The sequence below is a fragment of the Inquilinus sp. OTU3971 genome (assembly GCF_038440215.1).
Genome location: NZ_JASATH010000056.1, coordinates 1 through 20399, shown reverse-complemented (window position 1 = coordinate 20399; position 20399 = coordinate 1). Strand labels below are relative to the sequence as shown.

Genomic DNA, 20399 nt, shown 5'->3' with positions numbered 1-20399 from the left:
CTCACAAACTATTAAATATCGCCGGGCGTTCGATCAAACTATTCAGCGGACGCCCGAAGTGTGAGGCCGTCTGGCGCAGCCCTTCCGTCACCGCGGCGGACGAGGAGGACTGTAGCTCCGGCGATAGCAGCTTCACGACGGGAATCCCAGCCCTCCCGGTCAGATCGACCTGGAAAATCGCGATGCCCTGCCGGGCCACGGCGGCCAGGAGGCCGGGCAGGGAGTCCTCTCCGTCGGCACCGTTGTCCGTCGTCTCGCCATCCGTCGTGGCCAGCAGCGCCTCGGGCCGCAGCGCACGCTTCGCGGCTAGCCGCTCCTGGTCCGCCGGGTCCGGCGCCGCCCCGGCCCGGCGCAGCCGGAGGAACAGCAGGTCGTTGGCGATCTCCGACTGGACCATCTCCAGGACGGCCGCGTCCAGCGCGGCGGCCCGGCCGGGACGGGCGGCGAAGCCCAGGGCGACCAGGCCGTGGATCGGGCTGACGGAAGCCGCGGCGACGACGGCGAGCGGCAGGCCGCCGGCGTCGAGCTCCAGCGCGAATCCCTGGCGCGGCCAGGGCGTCTCGGCCCCGGGGCGCAGCCGGTCGATCGCGGCGGCCATCAGCGCCGGCGGCAACCGGCGGGCGGGCCGGCCGCCATGCCACCAATGCGCCACGACATGCCGCTCGACCAGCTCGAACAGGGCCGATCGGGTGGCGGCGTCGGATGTCGGGCCGGCGGCGCACCCTTCGCTGACCGGGACCGCGGCCCGCTTCCCGCCCGACCGCCCGAAGACCAGCGGCCGTGGCACCAGGACGGGACGGCCGGCCGCCAGCTCCAGGCCGGCGACGGCCGGGGCCGCTGCGAGCGCGGCTTCCGAAGCCAGGCCGGTCCGCGCCTCGACCTGGCCGGCGAAGCGGGCGGCGATGGTGCCGGCCGCACCGTCCGGGGCGGCGTCGCCGATCTCGGGCGCGGCCAGGGCCAGGGTCTCCGCGGCCTCGCCGATGCATTTCTGGAAGGCCCGCCACGGGCTCGGGTCGCATCCGATCACGCCGTCCACGGCGATCGCCGCGCCGCCGTCGCCGGCAGGCCGGCGCAGCCGGGCGCCGAGGACGGCCAGGCCGGGATAATCCATCGCCGGCACCGCGAAGCTGGCCTCGAGCGTCGTGGCCAGCCGGAACAGCCGGGCGGTCCGGCCATCCTCGTCGCTGCCGTCCGGCGCCACCCCGAAGGCCGCCAGGAGCCGCCGGGCCTCTTCCACCGTCTGGCCGGCTGCGCCAAGGTCGGCGGCGCCTTGCTCGAACAGCCGGGCGCAGATGTCGTAGACGGCGGGCGAAGCGAGCATGATGCTCCGGATGACGGACAGGGCCTCTGCCCATTTCACCATGGGAGCCGCGAAACGCGTGGTGTTTTTTGCCGGAGGCCGCTCCTGACCGCCCTCGATCCCCTCCTCGCCGACTGGATCGCGGCCGCGCTCGGCGTCCGGCCGGTGGCGGCCGAGCCGCTGCCGGGCGGCTCGACCGTCGCCGTGCTTCGCGTCGACCTCGCCGATGGCGGCCGGGTGGTGGCCAAGGCCGGGGCCGGGCCGCTGCTGCTCGAGGCCTGGATGCTGGGCGAGCTGGCCCGCCATTCCGCCCTGCCGCTGCCGGCCGTGCTGTATGCCGCCGAGGACCTGCTGCTGCTGGAGCATGTCGAGCACGAGCCCGGCCCGCCGCCGGAGCCGGCACAGCTGCACGCCGCCGAACTGCTGGCGGCGCTGCACGGGCCGGCCTGGCCGCGCTTCGGCTACGACCGCGACACCACCATCGGCAGGCTGCCGCAGCCGAACCCGCCCGCCGACCGCTGGGTGCCGTTCTTCCGCGACCACCGCCTGCTGCACATGGCTCGCGCCGGCCATGAAGAGGGCACGGTCGACGCCGACCTGCTGCGCCGGCTGGAGGCGCTGGCCGGCCGGCTCGAGGACCTGCTGTCGGAGCCGCGCCATCCGGCGCTGCTGCATGGCGACATCTGGACCGGCAACCTGCTGCATCGGGGCGGCCGAATCGTTGCCGTCATCGACCCCGCCATTTCCTGCGGCCATCCGGAGATGGAGCTGACCTACCCGACCCTGTTCGGCACCTTCGACGAAATTTTTTTCCGTCGCTATGCCGAGCTGGCGCCGCTCGATCCCGGCTTCTGGAACGACCGCCGGCCGATCTATCTCTTGTATCCGCTGCTGGTGCATGTCCGGTACTGGGACCCGGCCTATGCCGAGCCGATCCGCCGGATTCTCGACCGCTACGGCTTCTGATCCATGGCCTAACCCCCCGAAACGTCTTATGATTCATTGAGATTGTAACGGTCCATTTTCTTCGCCATAGTCGCGCCAATCCGACGTTGACGCGGAGCTTGAACAGAGAAACGCCCTCGGTCTAAACGGCGAGCGAACAGATGAGGTCGACCATCCGCGGATGGTCTGTGGAGGCAATTCGGCGCGAGCATGGAATATTTCCTGCAGCAGCTCATCAATGGGCTGACGCTGGGCGCGATCTACGGTCTGATCGCGATCGGCTATACGATGGTGTACGGCATCATCGGCATGATCAATTTCGCCCATGGCGAGATCTATATGATCGGCGCGTTCATCGCGGTGATCGGCTTCGTCGTGCTCGGCGCCTTCGGCGTGCCCGGCGTGTCGGTGGCCCTGGCCCTGGCGATCGTGCTGATCGTCAGCGTCGTGGTGACCGCCGCCTATGGCTGGACGGTCGAGCGGCTGGCCTACCGGCCCCTGCGCGGCTCGACCCGCCTGGCGCCGCTGATCTCCGCCATCGGCATGTCGATCTTCCTGCAGAACTACATCCAGCTGCTGCAGGGCGCCCGGCGCAAGCCGGTGCCGCCGCAGATCCCGGGCGGGTTCCAACTGACCTCCGGCGGCGGCTTCGACGTCAGCCTGTCCTATCTGCAGATCGTGATCGTGCTGCTCACCCTCAGCCTGATGATCGGGCTGACCTGGGTGATCAACCGCACCTCGCTCGGCCGGCAGCAGCGCGCCTGCGCCCAGGACCGGACCATGGCGGCGCTGATCGGCGTCGATGTCGGCCGCACCATCTCGATGACCTTCGTCATCGGCGCGGCGCTGGCCGCGGTGGCCGGCGTGATGGTCACCCTCTATTACGGCGTGATCGACTTCTACATCGGCTTCCTGGCGGGAATCAAAGCCTTCACCGCGGCGGTGCTGGGCGGCATCGGCTCGCTGCCCGGGGCGATGCTGGGCGGCATCCTGATCGGGCTGATCGAGGCTTTCTGGTCCGGCTACTTCTCGTCGGAGTACAAGGATGTCGCCGCCTTCACCATCCTGGTTCTGGTGCTGATCTTCCGCCCGTCCGGCCTGCTCGGCCGCCCCGACATCGAGAAGGTCTGACGCCATGGCCACGATCGCGCATTCCGACGCGGCCGCCGGGCGCGGCCTCGACCTCGTGGCCATGGTGAAGGAGGCGGGGGTCACCGCCCTCATCGCCCTGGTCCTCACCGCCCCCCTGGTCGGCATCCGCACGGTGGAGCAGAGCGGCGCGCTGGGCTACCAGACCGACTTCACCGCCGTCGCCGTCGCCGTCGCGCTGGTCTTCTTCGGCCGCATCGGCATCATCCTGAACCGCGAGGGCGTGCCGCGGCCGGTGTTCTGGATCAGCCTGCTGTTCCTCGTCGTCTTCGCCCTGCCGCCGGTCTACGAATATCTGCGGCCGATGATCTCCGATGCGCTGCCGCCGCTGCCGGTGCTGGATCTGCACTCCGTGCCGCTGCTGCTGATCGGGGCGTTCGGGGCGCTGTGGCTGCTGATCCAGTCGATCCTGGTGCAGCGCCGCAACCGCGCCAGCCTGTCGCGGCAGGAGCGCGACCGGGCGATGGACCGGATCGGCGCCCGGGTGCAGCGCCTCAGCATCTATGTCGGGCCGATCCTGGCGGTGCTGGCCATCATCTTCCCCTTCACCGACCTCGCCACCCGCAGCACGCTGGGCGTCGCCATCATCGTGCTGACCTACATCATGCTCGGCTGGGGGCTGAACATCATCGTCGGCCTCGCCGGGCTGCTCGATCTCGGCTACGTCGCCTTCTACGCCGTCGGCGCCTATTCCTACGGCATCCTGTCCACCACCTTCGGCCTCGGCTTCTGGCTCTGCCTGCCGTTGGCCGGGCTCCTGGCCGCCAGCGCCGGCCTGATCCTCGGCTATCCGGTGCTGCGGCTGCGCGGCGACTATTTCGCCATCGTCACCCTCGGCTTCGGCGAGATCATCCGCATCATCCTGATCAACTGGGCGCCGGTCACCAACGGGCCGAACGGGATCAACAACATCCCGCGGCCCAGCTTCTTCGGCTTCCCCTTCGAGCGCAGCCCGGCGGAGGGCGTGACCGCCTTCCACCAGCTGTTCGGCCTCGACTACGACCCGACGCAGCGGATCATCTTCCTCTACCTGCTGATCCTGGCCCTGGCGCTGCTGGTCAACTTCATCAGCGTGCGGCTGCGCCGGCTGCCGGTCGGCCGCGGCTGGGAGGCGATCCGCGAGGACGACATCGCCTGCCAGTCGCTCGGCATCAACCGCACCAACCTGAAGCTGGCGGCCTTCGCCACCTCGGCGATGTGCGGCGGCTTCGCCGGCAGCTTCTTCGCCACCTACCAGGGCTTCATCAGCCCGGAGAGCTTCTCCTTCATCGAATCCGCGATCGTGCTGGCGATCGTCGTGCTCGGCGGCATGGGCAGCCAGCTCGGCATCGTCGTCGCCGCCTGCCTGATCATCGGCCTGCCGGAGGCGTTCCGCGGCCTCGACCTGTACCGCATGCTGGTGTTCGGCCTGTGCATGGTCGGCATCATGGTGTGGCGTCCGCGCGGCCTGCTGGCGCATCGCGACCCGACCATCCTCTTGCACGGCAAGAAGGGAGCCCAGGGATGACCGGCGCCGTGACCGCCCTTCTGACCATCGAGCATGTCTCGATGCGCTTCGGCGGCCTCGTCGCCATCGACGACGCCACCTTCGACATCCGCGCCGGCGACATCACCGCGGTGATCGGCCCGAACGGCGCCGGCAAGACCACGCTGTTCAACTGCATCACCGGCTTCTACCGGCCGACCTCAGGGCGGATGACGCTGCGGGTCGACGGCAGCGAGTTCCTGCTCGAACAGATCCCGGGCTACCGCATCGCCCAGCAGGCGCGGGTCGCCCGCACCTTCCAGAACATCCGGCTGTTCGCCGGGATGAGCGTGCTGGAGAACCTGATGGTGGCCCAGCACAACAAGCTGATGAAGGCCTCGGCCTTCTCGATCGCCGGGCTGTTCGGCCTGCCCGGCTATCGTCTGGCGGAGCGCGAGGCGATCGACAAGGCGAAGTTCTGGCTCGACCGCGTCGGGCTGACCGCCCAGGCCGACGATTCCGCCGGCAGCCTGCCCTATGGCGGCCAGCGGCGGCTGGAGATCGCGCGGGCGATGTGCATCGATCCGGTGATCCTGTGCCTGGACGAACCGGCCGCCGGCCTCAACCCGCGGGAATCGCAGGAGCTGAACGGGCTCCTGCGCGCCATCCGCGACGAGCACAACACCAGCGTGCTGCTGATCGAGCACGACATGAGCGTCGTCATGCAGATTTCCGACCACATCGTCGTGCTCGACCACGGCAAGAAGATCGCCGATGGCACGCCGGCCGAGATCCGCAGCGACGAGGCGGTGATCCGCGCCTATCTCGGCGAGCCGGAGGCGGAGGATCTGCCGCCGGAAATCGCCGCCGACGTCGCCGCCGTGACCGGGGAGGCCCGGCCGTGATGCTGTCGCTGCAAGGCGTGCACACCTTCTACGGCGCGATCGAGGCCCTGCGCGGCGTCGACGTCGAGGTCAAGGAAGGCGAGATCGTCACCCTGATCGGCGCCAACGGCGCCGGCAAATCGACCCTGCTGATGACGATCTGCGGCAACCCGCAGGCGCGCCAGGGCGCGGTGCTGTTCGACGGGCGGGAGATCACCCGGCTGCCCACCTTCGAGATCGTACGCCGCGGCGTCGCCATCTCGCCGGAGGGCCGCCGCATCTTCCCGCGCATGACGGTGATGGAAAACCTGCAGATGGGGGCGCTGACCGCCGATCCGGTGGTGTTCGGCCGCGACCTCGATCAGATTTTCACCCTGTTCCCGCGGCTGAAGGAGCGGCAGGCCCAGCGCGGCGGCACCCTGTCGGGTGGCGAGCAGCAGATGCTGGCGATCGGCCGGGCGCTGATGAGCCAGCCGCGGCTCTTGCTGCTGGACGAGCCGTCGCTCGGCCTGGCGCCGATGGTGGTGAAGCAGATCTTCGGGGCGATCAAGGCGATCAACAAGGAGCGCGGCATGACCGTGTTCCTGGTCGAGCAGAACGCCTTCCATGCGCTGAGGCTGGCGCATCGCGGCTACGTCCTGGTCAACGGCCGGGTGACGATGAGCGGCAGCGGGCGCGAGCTGTTGGCGAATCCGGAGGTCCGGGCCGCCTATCTCGAAGGTGGGCACTGAGGGGCGGGCGATGGAACAGATCCTCGGAACCTCGGTCGGCGATTTCATCTTCGTCAGCCTGATCCTGGGCGGCGGCGCCGGCCTTCTGACCGGCCAGGGCCAGGCCCAGAACTGGGCGCCGATGCGCAAGGTGGTGCCCTTCGTGGTGCTGCTCGCCTGTGCGACTCGATTCCTGCATTACGCGCTGTTCGGCGGTTCGCTCTTGTCGCCGACCGGCTTCGTCATCGATCTTGTCTGGATCGGCCTGTGCGCCACGGTCGCCTACCGGATGACGCGGGCGGCGAAGATGGTGCGGCAGTATCCGTGGCTGTACGAGCGCGCCGGCCTGTTCGGCTGGCGCGACCGGCGGCCGGCCGCACGGTAAGACGCTGGTCCTTTCGGATCGGCGGGAAGCAAAGACCGGCGGGGTCGTCCCGTCGGGCGATGAACTGGGAGAGCGATCTGATGACGAGATTCAACCGAGTGCTCCTGGCCGGCGTAGCCCTGGCCGCAATGGCGTCGGCCCCGGCCTGGGCCGATGTGAAGATCGGTCTCGGCGCGCCGCTGACCGGCCCGAACGCCGCCTTCGGCGAGCAGATGAAGCGCGGCACCGACGCCGCGGTGAAGGCCCTGAACGACGCCGGCGGCGTCAATGGCGAGAAGATCAGCGTGGTCTATGGCGACGACGCCTCCGACCCGCGCCAGGGCGTGGCGGCGGCGAACGAGCTGGTGGGGCAGGGTGTGGTGGCGGTGATCGGCCACTTCAACTCCTCGGTGTCGATCCCGGCCTCCGCGGTCTATTCCGAGGAAGGCATCGTTCAGATTACCCCGGCCTCGACCAACCCGCAGCTGACCGAGCAGGGGCAGAAGACCACCTTCCGCACCTGCGGCCGCGACGACCAGCAGGGCGACGTCGCCGGCGCGTTCATCGCCGAGAAGTTCAAGGGCCGCAACGTCGCCGTCATCCACGACCAGACCACCTACGGCAAGGGCCTGGCCGACGCCACCAAGGCGGCGATGACCAAGGCCGGCCTGACCGAGAAGCTGTATGAGGGCATCACGGTCGGCGAGCGCGACTTCTCGGCCGTCGTGTCGAAGATGAAGCAGGCCGGTATCAACGTGATCTATTTCGGCGGCCTGCACAACGAGGCGGGCCTGATCCTGCGCCAGGCGCGCGAGCAGGGGCTGAACGCCCAGTTCATCTCCGGCGACGGCATCGTCACCCAGGAGTTCTGGGGCATCACCGGCGACGCCGGGCAGGGCGTGCTGATGACCTTCGGCGCCGACCAGCGCAACAGCGACGCCGCCAAGGACGTGGTGGCCAAGTTCAAGGCCGAGAACTACGACCCCGAGGGCTACACCCTGTACAGCTATGCCGCGGTCCAGGCCTGGGCCGCGGCGGCGACCAAAGCCAAGAGCTTCGATGGCCCGAAGGTGGCCGAGGCGCTGCATGACGGCAGCGACTACAAGACCGTGATGGGGCCTCTGGCTTTCGACGCGAAGGGCGACCGGAAGACGACCGACTACGTCTTCTACGTCTGGAACAGCGGCAAATATGCCGAGGCGTCCCAGGGCGAGCTGGCCAAGGTCGGCGCCAAGTAACACCAAAGGCCACTGGCGGACACCATCCGTCATGGACATTGTCGACCCGGCGGGACCCTCCGCCGGGTCTTTTTTGTCACGCGATTGATCGCGGGGCCGATCCGTGGTGTAACGGGCGGTCTATATCGCAGTGCAGCATGGGGGTCAGCCGATGGAGCTGCCAGCCACCCCAATCACCATCGAGCCGCGCGGGCTCGACCGGGAGTCGCTGAAGCGCGACATCCTGGAATGGCTGGTCTATGCCGTCGGGCGCGAGATCCATCGCGCCACTCGGCACGACTGGTTCGCCGCCACCGCGCTGGCCGTGCGCGACCGCCTGGTCGACCGCTGGATGGCCTCGCAGCACCGCGAGGAGGTGACCGATGGCAAGCGGGTCTACTATCTCAGCCTGGAGTTCCTGGTCGGCCGGCTGATGGCCAACGCGCTGACCAATCTCGGTGTCTACGACACCTGCCGCGAGGCGCTGGCCGATTTCGGCGTCGACCTCGGCGCCGTGCTGGAGGTCGAGCCCGACGCGGCGCTCGGCAATGGCGGCCTCGGCCGCCTCGCCGCCTGCTTCCTCGACAGCATGGCCACGCTCGGCATCGCTGGCACCGGCTACGGCATCCGCTACGAATACGGGCTGTTCGAGCAGCAGTTCGACCGCGGCTGGCAGGTCGAGTATCCCGAGGACTGGCTGAAATTCGGCAATCCGTGGGAGTTCGAGCGGCCGGAGGTGGCCTTCCCGATCGATTTCTACGGCAAGGTCGAGCCCGGCGAGCCCGGTCCGGGCGGCAAGCCGACGGCGCGCTGGCAGGGCAGCCAGCGGGTGCTCGCCGTTGCCTACGACACGCCGGTGGTCGGCTGGGGCGGCGACACGGTCAACACCCTGCGGCTGTGGTCGGCCAAGCCGGTGCGGGAGTTCGACCTCGTCCGCTTCAACTCCGGCGACTATATGAAGTCGGTCGAGGACAAGATCCTGTCCGAGACCCTGTCGCGCGTGCTGTACCCGAACGACAACACCCCGGCGGGGCAGGAGCTGCGGCTCAAGCAGGAATACTTCTTCACCTCGGCCTCGCTGCAGGACGTGCTGCGCCGGCACCGGATGCACCACGACGGCTATGACGACCTGCCGGCCAAGGCGGCGATGCAGCTGAACGACACCCATCCGGCGATCGCCGTGCCGGAGCTGATGCGCCTCTTGATCGACCGGCACCGGCTGGACTGGGACCGCGCCTGGAAGATCACCACCGGCTGCATCAGCTACACCAACCACACGCTGATGCCGGAGGCGCTGGAGACTTGGCCGGTGGCGCTCTTGGAGCGGGTGCTGCCGCGCCACCTGCAGATCATCTACGAGATCAACGACCGCTTCCTGAAGACCTCGCGCGTGGTGGCGAAGGACCCGAGCCGCCTGTCCACCCTGTCGCTGATCCAGGAAGGCTGGGACCGCCGGGTGCGCATGGGGCCGCTGGCCTTCCTCGGCAGCCACCGGGTCAACGGCGTCTCGGCGCTGCACACCCAGCTGATGCGCGAGACCGTGTTCCGCGACCTGAACGAGGAGTTCCCGGGCCGGATCACCAACAAGACCAACGGCATCACCCCGCGCCGCTGGCTGGTGCAGGCCAACCCGAACCTGGCGCAGCTGATCCACAACATGATCGGCACCGGCTGGGAGGACGATCTGGAGCGGCTGTCGGCCCTGGCCGGCAAGACCGAGGACAGCGCCTTCCGCGAGGCGTTCTGGGCGGTGAAGCGCCGCAACAAGGCCCTGCTGGCGCATCATATCGGCGAGATCGCCGACCTCCGCGTCTCCGGCGACGCGATGTTCGACGTCCAGGTCAAGCGCATCCACGAATACAAGCGCCAGCTCCTGAACATCCTGCATGCCGTGGCGCTGTGGCAGGAGATGCGCGACACGCCGGACGCGGCCTGGACGCCGCGGGTCAAGATCTTCGCCGGCAAGGCCGCCCCGGGCTACGCCACGGCCAAGCTGATCATCAAGCTGGCCAACGACGTGGCCAAGGTGATCAACGCCGACGCCGAGATCCGCGACCAGCTGAAGATGGTGTTCCTGCCGAACTACAACGTCACGCTGGCGGAGCGCATCATCCCGGCCGCCGACCTGTCGGAGCAGATCTCGACCGCCGGCATGGAGGCCTCGGGCACCGGCAACATGAAGTTCGCGCTGAACGGCGCGATCACCATCGGCACGCTGGACGGCGCCAATGTCGAGATCGCCGAGCGGGTGGGTGCGGACAACGTCCTGATCTTCGGCCTGACCGCGGCCGAGGTGGCGGCGAAGCGGGCCCAGGGCTACGACCCGGCGGCGGTGATCGCGACCGATCCGCGCCTGGCCCGGGCCGTGGCGGCGATCGAGGACGGCACCTTCTCGCCCGACGATCCGGGCCGGTTCCGGCCGCTCACCGACGCGCTGCGGCACAGCGACTGGTTCCTGGTGGCGGCCGATTTCGCCGCCTATTGGGAGGCCCAGGCCCGCGCCGCCGCGTTGTACCGCGACCGCGCCGGCTGGACCCGGATGGCGATCCAGAACACCGCCCATGTCGGCTGGTTCTCCTCCGACCGCACGGTGCGCGACTACGCCGAGGAGATCTGGGACGTCTGGCCGCCGCTGGCGCGGGCGGCGGAGTAAGGCCGGCGCGGTTCGATTGCCTCTCCCGCAAGCGAGCCCTTTTCAGAATGACTTGAGCCCGTTCCTTTTTAGTCCCCCTCCCGCAAGGGGAGGGGACTCCTTTTGCTCTCGACTATCGTGGTTATGAGCCTCCGCCCTCACCCCTTGACCGCCCCCAGCGTCAGGCCGCGCACGATGTAGCGCTGGGCCAGCAGCGCCAGCAGCACCGGCGGGATCATCGCGATCAGCGCCCGGGTCGCCATGAACCAGAACTGCACGCCGCGGGTGTCGACCGCGCCGGCCATGTGGGCGGGCATCATCTTGGTCTCGGTGATGCCGAGCGACGAGGAGAACAGGAACTCGTTCCAGGCGAAGGCGAAGATGATCATGGCGGTGGCCGCCACCGCCGGCGCCGCCAGGGGCAGGGCGATGCGCAGGAAGGCCTGCCAATGCGACGCGCCGTCGACCAGCGCCGCCTCCTCCAGCTCGACCGGCAGGTCGAGGAAGGTCTGGCGCAGGATGACGACGACGAAGGGCAGGATGAAGGTAGCGTTGCACAGGATCAGCGCCGTCTTGCTGTCCAGCATGTCGAGCGAGCGGAACACGATGTAGAAGGGCAGCAGCGTCGCCACCGGCGGCAGCACGCGCTGCGACAGGAACCAGATGGTGATGTCGCTGTTGCTCCAGAACCGGAACCGGGCCAGCGCATAGGCCGCCGGCAGGCCGAGCGCGAGGGCGAGGGCCACGGCGCTGAGCGAGACGATCAGGCTGGTCTGCAGCGCGCGCCAGCCCTCCGGCGTGCTCAACTCCACCGCGAAGTTGTTCAGGGTCGGCTGGAAGTCGAGCCACGGGATGCCGAGCCCGGCCACGGTGAAGGTGTCGGCCGGGTTGCGCAGCGCGGTCGAGATCGCCCAGTAGAGCGGGAAGAAGAACAGGATCGTGGCGGCGATCGCGACCAGCGACCACAGGGAGTCGGCCATGCCGCTGCGCCGGCCCAGCGGCTTGACCCGGTCGACCGGGGCTTCGTGGATCGGGGCGGCGGCGTCAGGCGTAGACATTGCGCACCCGCTTGAAGAACAGGGTGACGATCGCCATCACCACGGCCAGCAGGGTCAGCGCCAGGGCCGAGGCGTAGCCGACGTCGAAGAAGCGCAAGCCCGTGCGGAAGGCGAGGTAGGAGACCGACTGGGTGGCGTTGCCGGGCCCGCCCACGGTCAGCGAGGCGACGACGTCGAACACCTTCATCGCCTCGGCCAGGCGCAGCAGCAGCACGATCACGATCACCGGCGTCATCAGCGGCAGCACCACCCCGGTCCAGATCCGGAAGCTGGACTTGGTCTCCAGCCGTGCCGCCTCGATCAAGTCGTCGGGGACGCCCTGCAGCCCGGCCAGCAGGACCAGGAAGCAGAACGGCGTCCACTGCCAGACGTCGACGATCATGATCGACACCAGGGCCCAGCCCGGGTTCGACAGCCAGGGGATGCCGGTCCAGCCCAGGGGCCCGCCGGCCTCGTAGAAGATGGTGAAGAACAGGTAGCCGGCCGCAACCGGGGTGGCGAAGATCGGCAGGATCATGATCGTGCGCAGGATGCCGCGGCCCGGGATGCTGCGGTTGAACAGGAAAGCCAGCAGCAGGCCGAGCCCCATCTCGACGCTGACCGAGACGACCACGAAGATCGCGGTCACCCGCGCCGCCTCGCGCACCTGGGGGTCGGTGAAGACGCGGCCGAAATTGCCCAGGCCGACGAAGTCCCAGGTGTTGACGGTCGCGCGCGTCACCTCGGTCCGGGTGCGCGGCGTGCCGTCCGCCTTCAGCACCGGGTTGCCGCTGGCATCCAGCCGCGGCACCTCGGCCCGGGTGGTCACGGTCTCGGTCTTTACCGTGTGGAAGGCGGCGTAGACGGTGTAGAGCGTCGGGAAGATGGTGAAGGCCAGCACCCAGGCCACCGCCGGGGTCAGGAACAGCAGGCGGATCCGTCCGGTCCAGCGCATCGTGCCGTCTCGTCCCCCTTCCCGTTACGCATCAGGCACTGGTTCGTGCCCGGCTCATTCGCCCTTCCAGCCGATCGCCGCCTGGTAGTTCTTCAGCTGCTGGTCGCGGCCGAGGCGGTCGGTGATCTGCTCCCAGGCCGCCGCGGTGTCGTCCAGTGCCTGCTGCGGCGTCTTCGACCCGCTCATCGCCGCCGACAGGTTGCTGTCCAGCGCGTCGTAATATTCCTGCGTGCCGGTAATCCGCATATACGGCAGCATGGTCTTGGCGTTGTAGTTGCTGTGGTAGGCGTCCAGGTACTCCTTCACGTCCTGGGCGTCCCATTTCAAGGCAGATTCGGTATAGTCGGTCAGCTTCGCCTCGCCGGTCGGCTCCAGCCACTGGTAGGAATAGCCGGGGTCGACGCCGTCCCAGCCGATCGTGGCCAGGAACTTCTGCGACGGCTTGATCGCCATCAGCGACAGCAGGCTGTAGGCGGCCTCGGGAGACTGGCCAAGCGACGAGACCACGCCGTGCCAGGACCCGCCGGTGACGTTGCCCACCTGCCGCGGCTCCTTCACCGTCACGAAGGTCTTCTGCTCCATGTCCCAATAGGTGTCCGAGGCCGGCAGGGCCGCGGAGCCGAGCTTGCCGCGGATCTTCGACCGCTCCGGGTCCTGCGCCAGCGCGCCGACATCGCCGTAGGAGAAGTTGAACACCGCCTTGCCGCGCAGGAAATAGTCCCAGGCCTCGCCCAGGCTCCAGCTCACCTGGGCCGGGGGACCGAAGGCGGCCAGCTCCTTCAGGAACTCCAGCGCCTTGACGTGGCCGGGGCTGTTGATCAGCGGCTTCATGTCGACCGGGTCGAACCAGTAAACATTGTGGGTCCGGTCCAGCTTGTCGCCCGGCGTCATGGCGAAGGAGGTGGCGAGGGTGGTGAAGTGGTACAGCCCCTGCTCGCGCACCTTGAGGTGCAGCACCGCGCCGCTGTCCGGCTCCGGGTCGTTGCTGTCGAAGTTCTTGCCGTTGAAGTACTTGGCGATGTCGCGCAGCTGCTGCAGCGTCTTCGGCGGCGCCGGCATGTCGTAGCCGTATTCCGCCTTGAACGCCGCCTGGTGCGTCGGGTCGGTCAGCAGGTCGCGGCGGTAGTACAGGATCTGCCCGTCAGCATCGCTGAGCACGCCGTAGCCGACATTGTCCCAGGTGTAGATATTGCGTAGCGCCGGCGGCATCACGTCATAGTCCCATTTCGGGTACTCGCCGCTCTTCTTCCACTCGTCGACCGGCAGGATGTATTTGCCGGCGATCAGGTCGCCGTAGAAGAAGGCTCCGACGATGATGGCGTCGTACTCGCCCGTGCCGTTGCGCAGGTCGAGGAAGGTCTTGGTGTAGAGCTCCGAGATCGGGGTCAGCGCGATGTTCAGCTTGGCGCCGGTCAGCTCCTCCCAGATCGGGCGGAACATGTAGACCGGGCCGGAGATGCCGCCCTTGGGGCCGGAATCGAGGCTGAGGATGGTGACCGTCTCGCCCTCGAAGGGCTTCTGGCCCGGACCGAAGAGGGAGCCCAGCTCCTCCTTCGTCGTCTTGATCTCCATCCCGTATTCGGGATCGGATTTGAGCGTCACCGTGCCGTCGTCGTGCCAGGTGACATGCGGTGTGTTCTGTGCAACGGCCGGGCCGCTCAGGACGACCAGCACCGTCGACAACAGCAAAGCCCTGCTGATGGCCATGGTTTCCTCCCCCTGTGACATCGCCGGACGTGTCCGGTCAGCTTCGATCCGAAGATGCCCGCCGAACGCAATTCGCATTCATTATGTCGGGCGAAATCGTGCGATGATTGCGCAACACTTGTCAAGGAAACCATCCGGATGCATCGGTCTTGCACCGCGGCCCTTCGGCGGGAAGACTGCGCCCCATCGATTCCCGCCCGGACAAGCCGCATGCGCATCGCCCGCCTCCTGCTCCGACTCGCCCTTGCCGTCCTGCTGCTCGGCGCCCTGCCGGCCGCCGCTCAGACGCAGGCCGGGGTGCCTGGAGGCGGAATCGCCATGCATGGCGAACCGAAATACCCGCCCGGCTTCGACCATTTCGCTTATGCCAACCCGGACGCGCCTAAGGGCGGTGAGTTGCGCCAGGCGGTGGTCGGCAGCTTCGACACGCTGAACCCCTTCATCATCGGCGGCCAGACTGACCAGGTCCGGCTGATCGTGCCGCCCTACAACTTCGCCAGCCTGATGACCCGGGGCTGGGATGAGCCCTTCACGCTGTATCCCTATGTCGCTGAACGCGCGGAGATGTCGGAGGACCGGCGCACGGTCACCTTCTGGCTCAACCCCAAGGCGGTGTTCCATGACGGCTCGCCGCTGACCGCGGACGACGTGATCTTCACTTGGGCGACCCAGGGGACGAAGGGGCTGCCCAACACCCGCGCGCTGTATGAAGCGATGGACGGCATCGACCGCATCGACGACCGCACCGTGCGCTTCCGCTTCAAGGAGGGCGGGGCGCGCGAGAACCCGCTGGTGGTCGCGATGCAGCCGATCCTGAGCAAGGCCTGGTATTCGAGCCACCCGTTCGACCAGCCGAGCCTCGATCCGCCGCTCGGCGCCGGCCCCTATGCGATCGGCGCGGTCGATGCCGGGCGCAGCATCACGCTGGACCGGGTCAAGGACTGGTGGGCGGCGGACCTGCCGGCGATGCGCGGGCTGTACAATTTCGACACGCTGCGCTTCGACTTCTACCTCGACGCCGACACGGCGCTGGAGGCGTTCAAGGCCGGCGCCTACAATTGGCGTCGGGAACGCGACGCCGAGAAATGGGTCAGCGGCGCCTACGACTTCCCGGCGGTGCAGGACGGCCGCGTCACCATGCTGACCCTGCCGCATTTCCGGCCGGTCGGGATGATGGGCTTCGCCATGAACACGCGGCGGCCGATCTTCACCGATCCGCGGGTGCGCCGGGCGATGATCCTGGCCTTCGACTTCGAATGGGTGAACAAGACCCTGCTCGGCGGCCAGTACAAGCGCGACGACAGCTATTTCGCCAATTCGGCGCTGGCCGCGACGGATACGCCGCAAGGGGCCGAGCTGCAGCTGCTGGAGCCGTTCCGCGACCAGCTGCCGCCGCAGCTCTTCGCCGAGCCCTATACCCTGCCGCCGAGCGACGGCAGCGGCCGCAGCCGCGAGAATCTGCGGGCGGCGCAGGCGCTGCTGGCCGAGGCGGGCTGGACCATCAAGGACAATGTGCTGGTCGACGCCAGCGGCACGCCGTTCCGCTTCGAGATCCTGCTGCAGAACAAGGGCTTCCAGCGGATCGCCCTGGCCTATGCCGACCAGCTGCGCCGGCTCGGCATCCAGGCCACGATCCGGCTGGTCGAATCCGCACAATACGCCAACCGCACCGAGGGCTACGACTTCGACGTGATCCTGAACACCTGGATCTCCACCCTGTCGCCCGGCTCGGAGCAGTCGCGCTACTGGGGCAGCGGCTCGGCCGACGTGCCCGGCACTCGCAACTATCCTGGGGTGAAGAGCCCGGTGGTCGACGCCATGATCAAGGCCGTCAATGCCGCCCGCAGCCAGGAGGACCTGCAGGCCGCGGCGCATGCCCTCGACCGGGTGCTGCTGTGGGGCAACTACGTGGTGCCGCTCTACTATCTCGACCGCGACTATGTCGCCTATTGGGGCGATCTCGGCCGCGTCACCAGCGTCAACCCGACCTACGGCACGGTGCTGGAAGCCTGGTGGTCGAACGACAAGTAGCGGCGTCCTATCGCCAACGCGGGTCGCCGCAATTCTTCACAATTTTCTGGGAACTCGGTCCGTTACCATGGGTTCTCTGCACGCCGCTCCGGCTCGCTCCGGAGCAGCCCATCCAGGAAGCCCAAGGAGCTTTTCGTGAAGCGCATTTTCCTCGCCGCCGCCATTGCCATCCTCGCGGCCTCGCCGGCCTTCGCCGGATGCACCGAAGACGCCCAGGCCCAGGCCCAGAAGATCCAGACCCTGACCCAGGCCGCGATGGCCAAGATGCAGGCCCAGCCCTCGAAGGACGAGCAATGCTCGTCCAGCAAGGAGCTGATGGACGAGACCAAGAAGCTCGTCGCGATCTACAAGACCTGCAAGTCGGAGCTGAGCCTGACCGACGCGCAGATCCAGCAGGTCGACCAGCAGGTCGCAACGGGCGACCAGTCCTACACCGCGCAGTGCGGCGGCTGATCCCGGCAGCCCGATGACGAAAAGCCCCGGCCAAGCTGCCGGGGCTTTTTGCTGTCAGATCTCCCGGGCCAGCGCCGCCTCAAGGACCGCGGTCCTCAGCGCGCTGGACAGGTTGCCGTCCGGGTCGCGGGCGGCGTCGACCGCCTCGACCAGCCGGTTGACCGGCAGGCGGCGCGCGGCCGCCAGGCGGGTGAGGGCGTCCCAGAAGGCCGGCTCCAGCGACACGCTGGTGGCGTGGCCGGCGATGCTGACCGACCGCTTGCGGACGCCGCTCACCGCTTCACGGTCAGGCCGACGGGCCGACCATGGTCTCCGGCCGCACCCACTGGTCGAACTGCTCGGCGGTCAGCAGGCCGAGCGCGATCGCCGCCTGCTTCAGCGTGGTGTTCTCGGCATGCGCCTTCTTCGCCACCTTGGCGGCATTGTCGTAGCCGATATGCGGGTTCAGCGCCGTCACCAGCATCAGCGATTCGTGCAGCAGCTGCTCGATCCGCTCAGTCCGCGCCTCGATGCCGACGACGCAGTTGTCGGTGAAGCTGCGGCAGGAATCGGCCAGGAGGCGGATCGACTGCAGCAGGTTGTAGATGATCACCGGCTTGAACACGTTCAGCTCGAAATGGCCGTTCGAGCCGGCGATGGTGACGGTGACGTGGTTGCCCATGACCTGGGTGCAGACCATGGTCATCGCCTCGGACTGGGTCGGGTTGACCTTGCCCGGCATGATCGAGGAGCCGGGCTCGTTCTCCGGCAGGTGGATCTCGCCGATGCCGCAGCGCGGGCCGGAACCGAGCATCCGGATGTCGTTGGCGATCTTCATCAGCGAGACGGCCACGGTGTTCATCACGCCCGAGGCCTCGACGCAGGCGTCATGCGCAGCCAGCGCCTCGAACTTGTTCGGCGCGGTCTTGAACGGGAAGCCGGTGATGGTGGCGACATGCGCCGCGAAGGCCTCGGCGAAGCCCTCCTTGGCGTTCAGCCCGCTGCCGACGGCGGTGCCGCCCTGGGCGAGATCGAGGAGATGCGGCAGGCAGCCTTTCACCCGGGCGATGCCCAGCTCGATCTGCCGGGCGTAGCCGGAGAACTCCTGGCCCAGCGTCAGCGGCGTCGCATCCTGCAGATGGGTGCGGCCGATCTTGACGATGTCCTTGAACTCCGCCGACTTGGCGGCCAGGGCGCGGTGCAGGTGCTCCAGGCTCGGCAGCAGCTCGTGGCCGATCTGCTCGACCGCGGCGATGTGCATCACCGTCGGGAAGCTGTCGTTCGAGGACTGGCCGCGGTTGACGTGGTCGTTCGGATGCACCGGCTTCTTCGAGCCGATCTCGCCGCCCAGGATCTCGATGGCGCGGTTCGAGATCACCTCATTGGCATTCATGTTGGTCTGGGTGCCGGACCCGGTCTGCCACACCACCAGCGGGAAGTGGTCGGCCAGGGTGCCGTCGATCACCTCCTCGGCGGCGGCGACGATGGCGTTGCCGACCGTCGCATCGAGCTCGCCGAGCGCGACATTGGCCAGGGCCGAGGCCTTCTTCTGGATGCCCAGCGCCCGCACCAGCGGGGCCGGCATGCGCTCGCCGCCGATCTTGAAGTTCTGCAGGCTGCGCTGCGTCTGCGCGCCCCAGTAGCGGTCGGCCGGCACCTCGACGGCGCCCAGGCTGTCGGTCTCGGTGCGGAATGCGGTTTCGGCGGCCATCGGACGGCTCCGGTGTTCCAGGTTGTCGGTCGGCCGGTTTGCTAGCACGAATGCGGGTGTGGGGGTAGGCTGGGTTCTCCCCCGCCGATTCCGATGCGCGGAGCGAGGTCCATGACCGCCTACGACCATTACGACCATGACCACGAGCATGAGCATGAAGGCAGCGCGCTGCCGGAGATCGCGCTGCGGGTGAAGGCGCTGGAATCGATCCTGGTCGAGAAGGGCTATGTCGACCCGGCCGCGCTCGACGTGCTGATCGAGACCTATGAGACGAAGATCGGCCCGCGCAACGGCGCCCGGGTGGTGGCCAAGGCCTGGGCCGACCCGGCCTATCGCGACCGGCTGCGGGCCGATGCCAGCGCCGCGATCGCCGAGTTCGGCTTCGTCGGCCGCCAGGGCGAGCACATGGTCGCGGTCGAGAACACGCCCGACACCCACAACCTCGTCGTCTGCACCCTGTGCTCCTGCTACCCCTGGCCGGTGCTGGGCCTGCCGCCGGTCTGGTACAAATCGGCGCCCTACCGGTCGCGCGCGGTGATCGACCCGCGCGGCGTGCTGGCCGATTTCGGCGTCACCTTGCCGGCCGAGACGAAGATCCGGGTCTGGGATTCGACCGCCGAGACCCGCTACCTGGTGATCCCGATGCGCCCGGCCGGCACCGAGGGCTGGGACGAGGAGGCGCTGGCCGACCTCGTCACCCGCGACAGCATGATCGGCGCCGGGCTGGCCCGGCAACCGGAGGCCGCGCGATGAACGGCGCCCAGGATCTCGGCGGCATGATGGGCTTCGGCCCGGTGGTGCCGGAGCCGGAGGATGTCCGCTTCCATGCCGAGTGGGAGAAGCGGGCCCTCGCCCTCACCCTGGCGGCGGGTGCCTTGGGCCGCTGGAACATCGATATCAGCCGGCATGCGCGGGAGACGCTGCACCCGGCCGACTACCTGTCCTCCAGCTACTACGAGATCTGGACCAAGGGGCTGGAGAAGCTGCTGCAGGGCGCCGGCCTGGTCTCGGCGGCGGAGCTGAAGGCCGGGCGCGCGATCGACCCGCCGGTCCCCGGCCAGAAGGTGCTGCAGGCGGACCAGGTTGCCACTGTGCTGGCGCGCGGCACGAACTACCAGCGACCGGAAGCGGCGCCGGCACGTTTCGCCGTCGGCGACGTGGTGCTGACCCGCAACGAACATCCCACCGGCCACACCAGGCTGCCGCGCTACGCCCGCGGCAAGGTGGGCGAGATCGAACGCGTGCACGGCGTCTTCGTGCTGCCGGACAGCAATGCCCATGGCCGCGGCGAGAGCCCGCAATGGCTCTACACCGTGCGCTTCGGCGGGCGCGAGCTGTGGGGTGAGGCCGCCGACCCGACCCTGACCGTCTCGATCGACGCCTGGGAGGGCTATCTTGAGCCGGCATGAGGCGGTGATCGCGGCGCTGGACGGCGCCGCGCCGCTGCCACCGCGCGACGCCGATGGGCCGGTCTTCGCCGAGCCCTGGCAGGCCCAGGCCTTCGCCATGGCGGTAGCGCTGCACCAGCGCGGCGTGTTCACCTGGCCGGAATGGGCGGCGGCGCTGGCGGCGGAGATCGCCCGTGCCGGGGCCGCCGGCGACCCGGACGATGGCGGCCGCTACTACGAGCACTGGCTGGCGGCGCTGGAGCGGCTGGTGCAGGCCAAGGGCGTCGTCGATGCCGGAGCTTTGGGCCGGCGCAAGGACGCCTGGGACCGTGCCGCCCGGGCCACGCCGCATGGCGCGCCGATCCTGCTGGAGAACGATCCGCTGTCCCGCGCGTAGGTTGGGTTCGCCGCGGCGAACCCAACATGTCGATGACCGGACCGGTATTGGGGGGGGGGGGGGGGGGCCCCCCCC

Annotated in this window: 19 protein-coding genes; 13 read left to right on the top strand and 6 right to left on the bottom strand. The window is 68.6% G+C overall.

The annotated features are described in order from the left end of the window. Position 1: 1 nt before the first annotated feature. Positions 2 to 1321, bottom strand: coding sequence for a YcaO-like family protein (locus tag AAHM41_RS16025; protein WP_342237561.1), 1320 nt, complete (start codon positions 1319 to 1321; stop codon positions 2 to 4). A gap of 144 nt (positions 1322 to 1465) precedes the next feature. Here AAHM41_RS16025 and AAHM41_RS16020 point away from each other — a divergent pair, with 144 nt between their 5' ends. From AAHM41_RS16020 to AAHM41_RS15985, 8 genes are all read left to right on the top strand, one after another. Next, positions 1466 to 2266: a fructosamine kinase family protein gene (locus AAHM41_RS16020; RefSeq protein ID WP_342237560.1), complete on the top strand. Its 801-nt coding sequence runs from the start codon at positions 1466 to 1468 to the stop codon at positions 2264 to 2266. 189 nt (positions 2267 to 2455) lie between these two features. Beyond that, positions 2456 to 3376, top strand: a complete 921-nt coding sequence (locus AAHM41_RS16015; RefSeq protein WP_342237559.1) for an ABC transporter permease subunit — start codon at positions 2456 to 2458, stop codon at positions 3374 to 3376. Positions 3377 to 3380: 4 nt separating this feature from the next. Then, positions 3381 to 4901, top strand: a complete 1521-nt coding sequence (gene livM, locus AAHM41_RS16010; protein ID WP_342237558.1) for a high-affinity branched-chain amino acid ABC transporter permease LivM — start codon at positions 3381 to 3383, stop codon at positions 4899 to 4901. Continuing rightward, positions 4898 to 5764 (top strand): ABC transporter ATP-binding protein, encoded by an 867-nt coding sequence (locus AAHM41_RS16005; protein WP_342237557.1) that lies wholly within the window; start codon positions 4898 to 4900, stop codon positions 5762 to 5764. Before livM ends, AAHM41_RS16005 begins: the two co-directional genes overlap by 4 nt. Then, positions 5764 to 6474: an ABC transporter ATP-binding protein gene (locus AAHM41_RS16000; protein ID WP_342237556.1), complete on the top strand. Its 711-nt coding sequence runs from the start codon at positions 5764 to 5766 to the stop codon at positions 6472 to 6474. The genes AAHM41_RS16005 and AAHM41_RS16000 overlap by 1 nt, the downstream gene beginning before the upstream one ends. 10 nt (positions 6475 to 6484) lie before the next feature. Continuing rightward, positions 6485 to 6838, top strand: a complete 354-nt coding sequence (locus AAHM41_RS15995; RefSeq protein WP_342237555.1) for a DUF6867 family protein — start codon at positions 6485 to 6487, stop codon at positions 6836 to 6838. Between the two features lie 80 nt (positions 6839 to 6918). Then, positions 6919 to 8055, top strand: a complete 1137-nt coding sequence (locus tag AAHM41_RS15990) for a branched-chain amino acid ABC transporter substrate-binding protein (RefSeq protein ID WP_342237554.1) — start codon at positions 6919 to 6921, stop codon at positions 8053 to 8055. Positions 8056 to 8206: 151 nt separating this feature from the next. Continuing rightward, entirely contained in the window at positions 8207 to 10687 is a 2481-nt protein-coding gene (locus tag AAHM41_RS15985; protein WP_342237553.1) for a glycogen/starch/alpha-glucan phosphorylase, read from the top strand. A gap of 137 nt (positions 10688 to 10824) precedes the next feature. Here the strand turns inward: AAHM41_RS15985 and AAHM41_RS15980 are convergent, their stop codons facing one another. The 3 genes from AAHM41_RS15980 to AAHM41_RS15970 are packed head-to-tail and all read right to left on the bottom strand — an operon-like array spanning position 10825 to position 14365. Next, a complete protein-coding gene (locus AAHM41_RS15980; protein WP_342237552.1) occupies positions 10825 to 11724 on the bottom strand; it encodes a carbohydrate ABC transporter permease in 900 nt (299 codons plus the stop codon). Beyond that, complete coding sequence (locus AAHM41_RS15975) at positions 11711 to 12658, bottom strand: carbohydrate ABC transporter permease (RefSeq protein ID WP_342237551.1); 948 nt, start codon at positions 12656 to 12658, stop codon at positions 11711 to 11713. The genes AAHM41_RS15980 and AAHM41_RS15975 overlap by 14 nt, the downstream gene beginning before the upstream one ends. Positions 12659 to 12712: 54 nt before the next feature. Continuing rightward, complete coding sequence (locus tag AAHM41_RS15970) at positions 12713 to 14365, bottom strand: extracellular solute-binding protein (RefSeq protein ID WP_342237550.1); 1653 nt, start codon at positions 14363 to 14365, stop codon at positions 12713 to 12715. A 210-nt stretch (positions 14366 to 14575) separates the two neighbouring features. On the opposite strand from AAHM41_RS15970, the gene AAHM41_RS15965 reads away from it, so the two are divergent. Continuing rightward, positions 14576 to 16396, top strand: coding sequence for an extracellular solute-binding protein (locus AAHM41_RS15965; protein ID WP_342237549.1), 1821 nt, complete (start codon positions 14576 to 14578; stop codon positions 16394 to 16396). Positions 16397 to 16531: 135 nt separating this feature from the next. Further along, positions 16532 to 16849: a hypothetical protein gene (locus AAHM41_RS15960; RefSeq protein WP_342237548.1), complete on the top strand. Its 318-nt coding sequence runs from the start codon at positions 16532 to 16534 to the stop codon at positions 16847 to 16849. A 54-nt stretch (positions 16850 to 16903) separates the two neighbouring features. Here AAHM41_RS15960 and AAHM41_RS15955 read toward each other — a convergent pair whose 3' ends face one another. Together AAHM41_RS15955 and fumC are read right to left on the bottom strand one after the other, a co-directional pair. Then, entirely contained in the window at positions 16904 to 17125 is a 222-nt protein-coding gene (locus AAHM41_RS15955; RefSeq protein WP_342237547.1) for a ribbon-helix-helix domain-containing protein, read from the bottom strand. A gap of 10 nt (positions 17126 to 17135) precedes the next feature. Beyond that, positions 17136 to 18539, bottom strand: a complete 1404-nt coding sequence (gene fumC, locus AAHM41_RS15950) for a class II fumarate hydratase (RefSeq protein ID WP_342237546.1) — start codon at positions 18537 to 18539, stop codon at positions 17136 to 17138. 111 nt (positions 18540 to 18650) lie between these two features. On the opposite strand from fumC, the gene nthA reads away from it, so the two are divergent. Genes nthA through AAHM41_RS15935 form a run of 3 tightly spaced genes read left to right on the top strand, consistent with a single transcriptional unit; the run spans position 18651 to position 20324 of the window. Then, positions 18651 to 19292 carry a nitrile hydratase subunit alpha gene (nthA, locus tag AAHM41_RS15945; protein ID WP_342237545.1) on the top strand — a complete coding sequence of 214 codons (642 nt, stop codon included), beginning with the start codon at positions 18651 to 18653 and terminating at the stop codon, positions 19290 to 19292. Beyond that, on the top strand, positions 19289 to 19948 hold the full coding sequence (nthB, locus tag AAHM41_RS15940) for a nitrile hydratase subunit beta (RefSeq protein ID WP_342237544.1): 660 nt from the start codon (positions 19289 to 19291) through the stop codon (positions 19946 to 19948). Before nthA ends, nthB begins: the two co-directional genes overlap by 4 nt. Beyond that, positions 19935 to 20324, top strand: a complete 390-nt coding sequence (locus AAHM41_RS15935; protein WP_342237543.1) for a nitrile hydratase accessory protein — start codon at positions 19935 to 19937, stop codon at positions 20322 to 20324. Before nthB ends, AAHM41_RS15935 begins: the two co-directional genes overlap by 14 nt. Positions 20325 to 20399 lie beyond the last annotated feature (75 nt).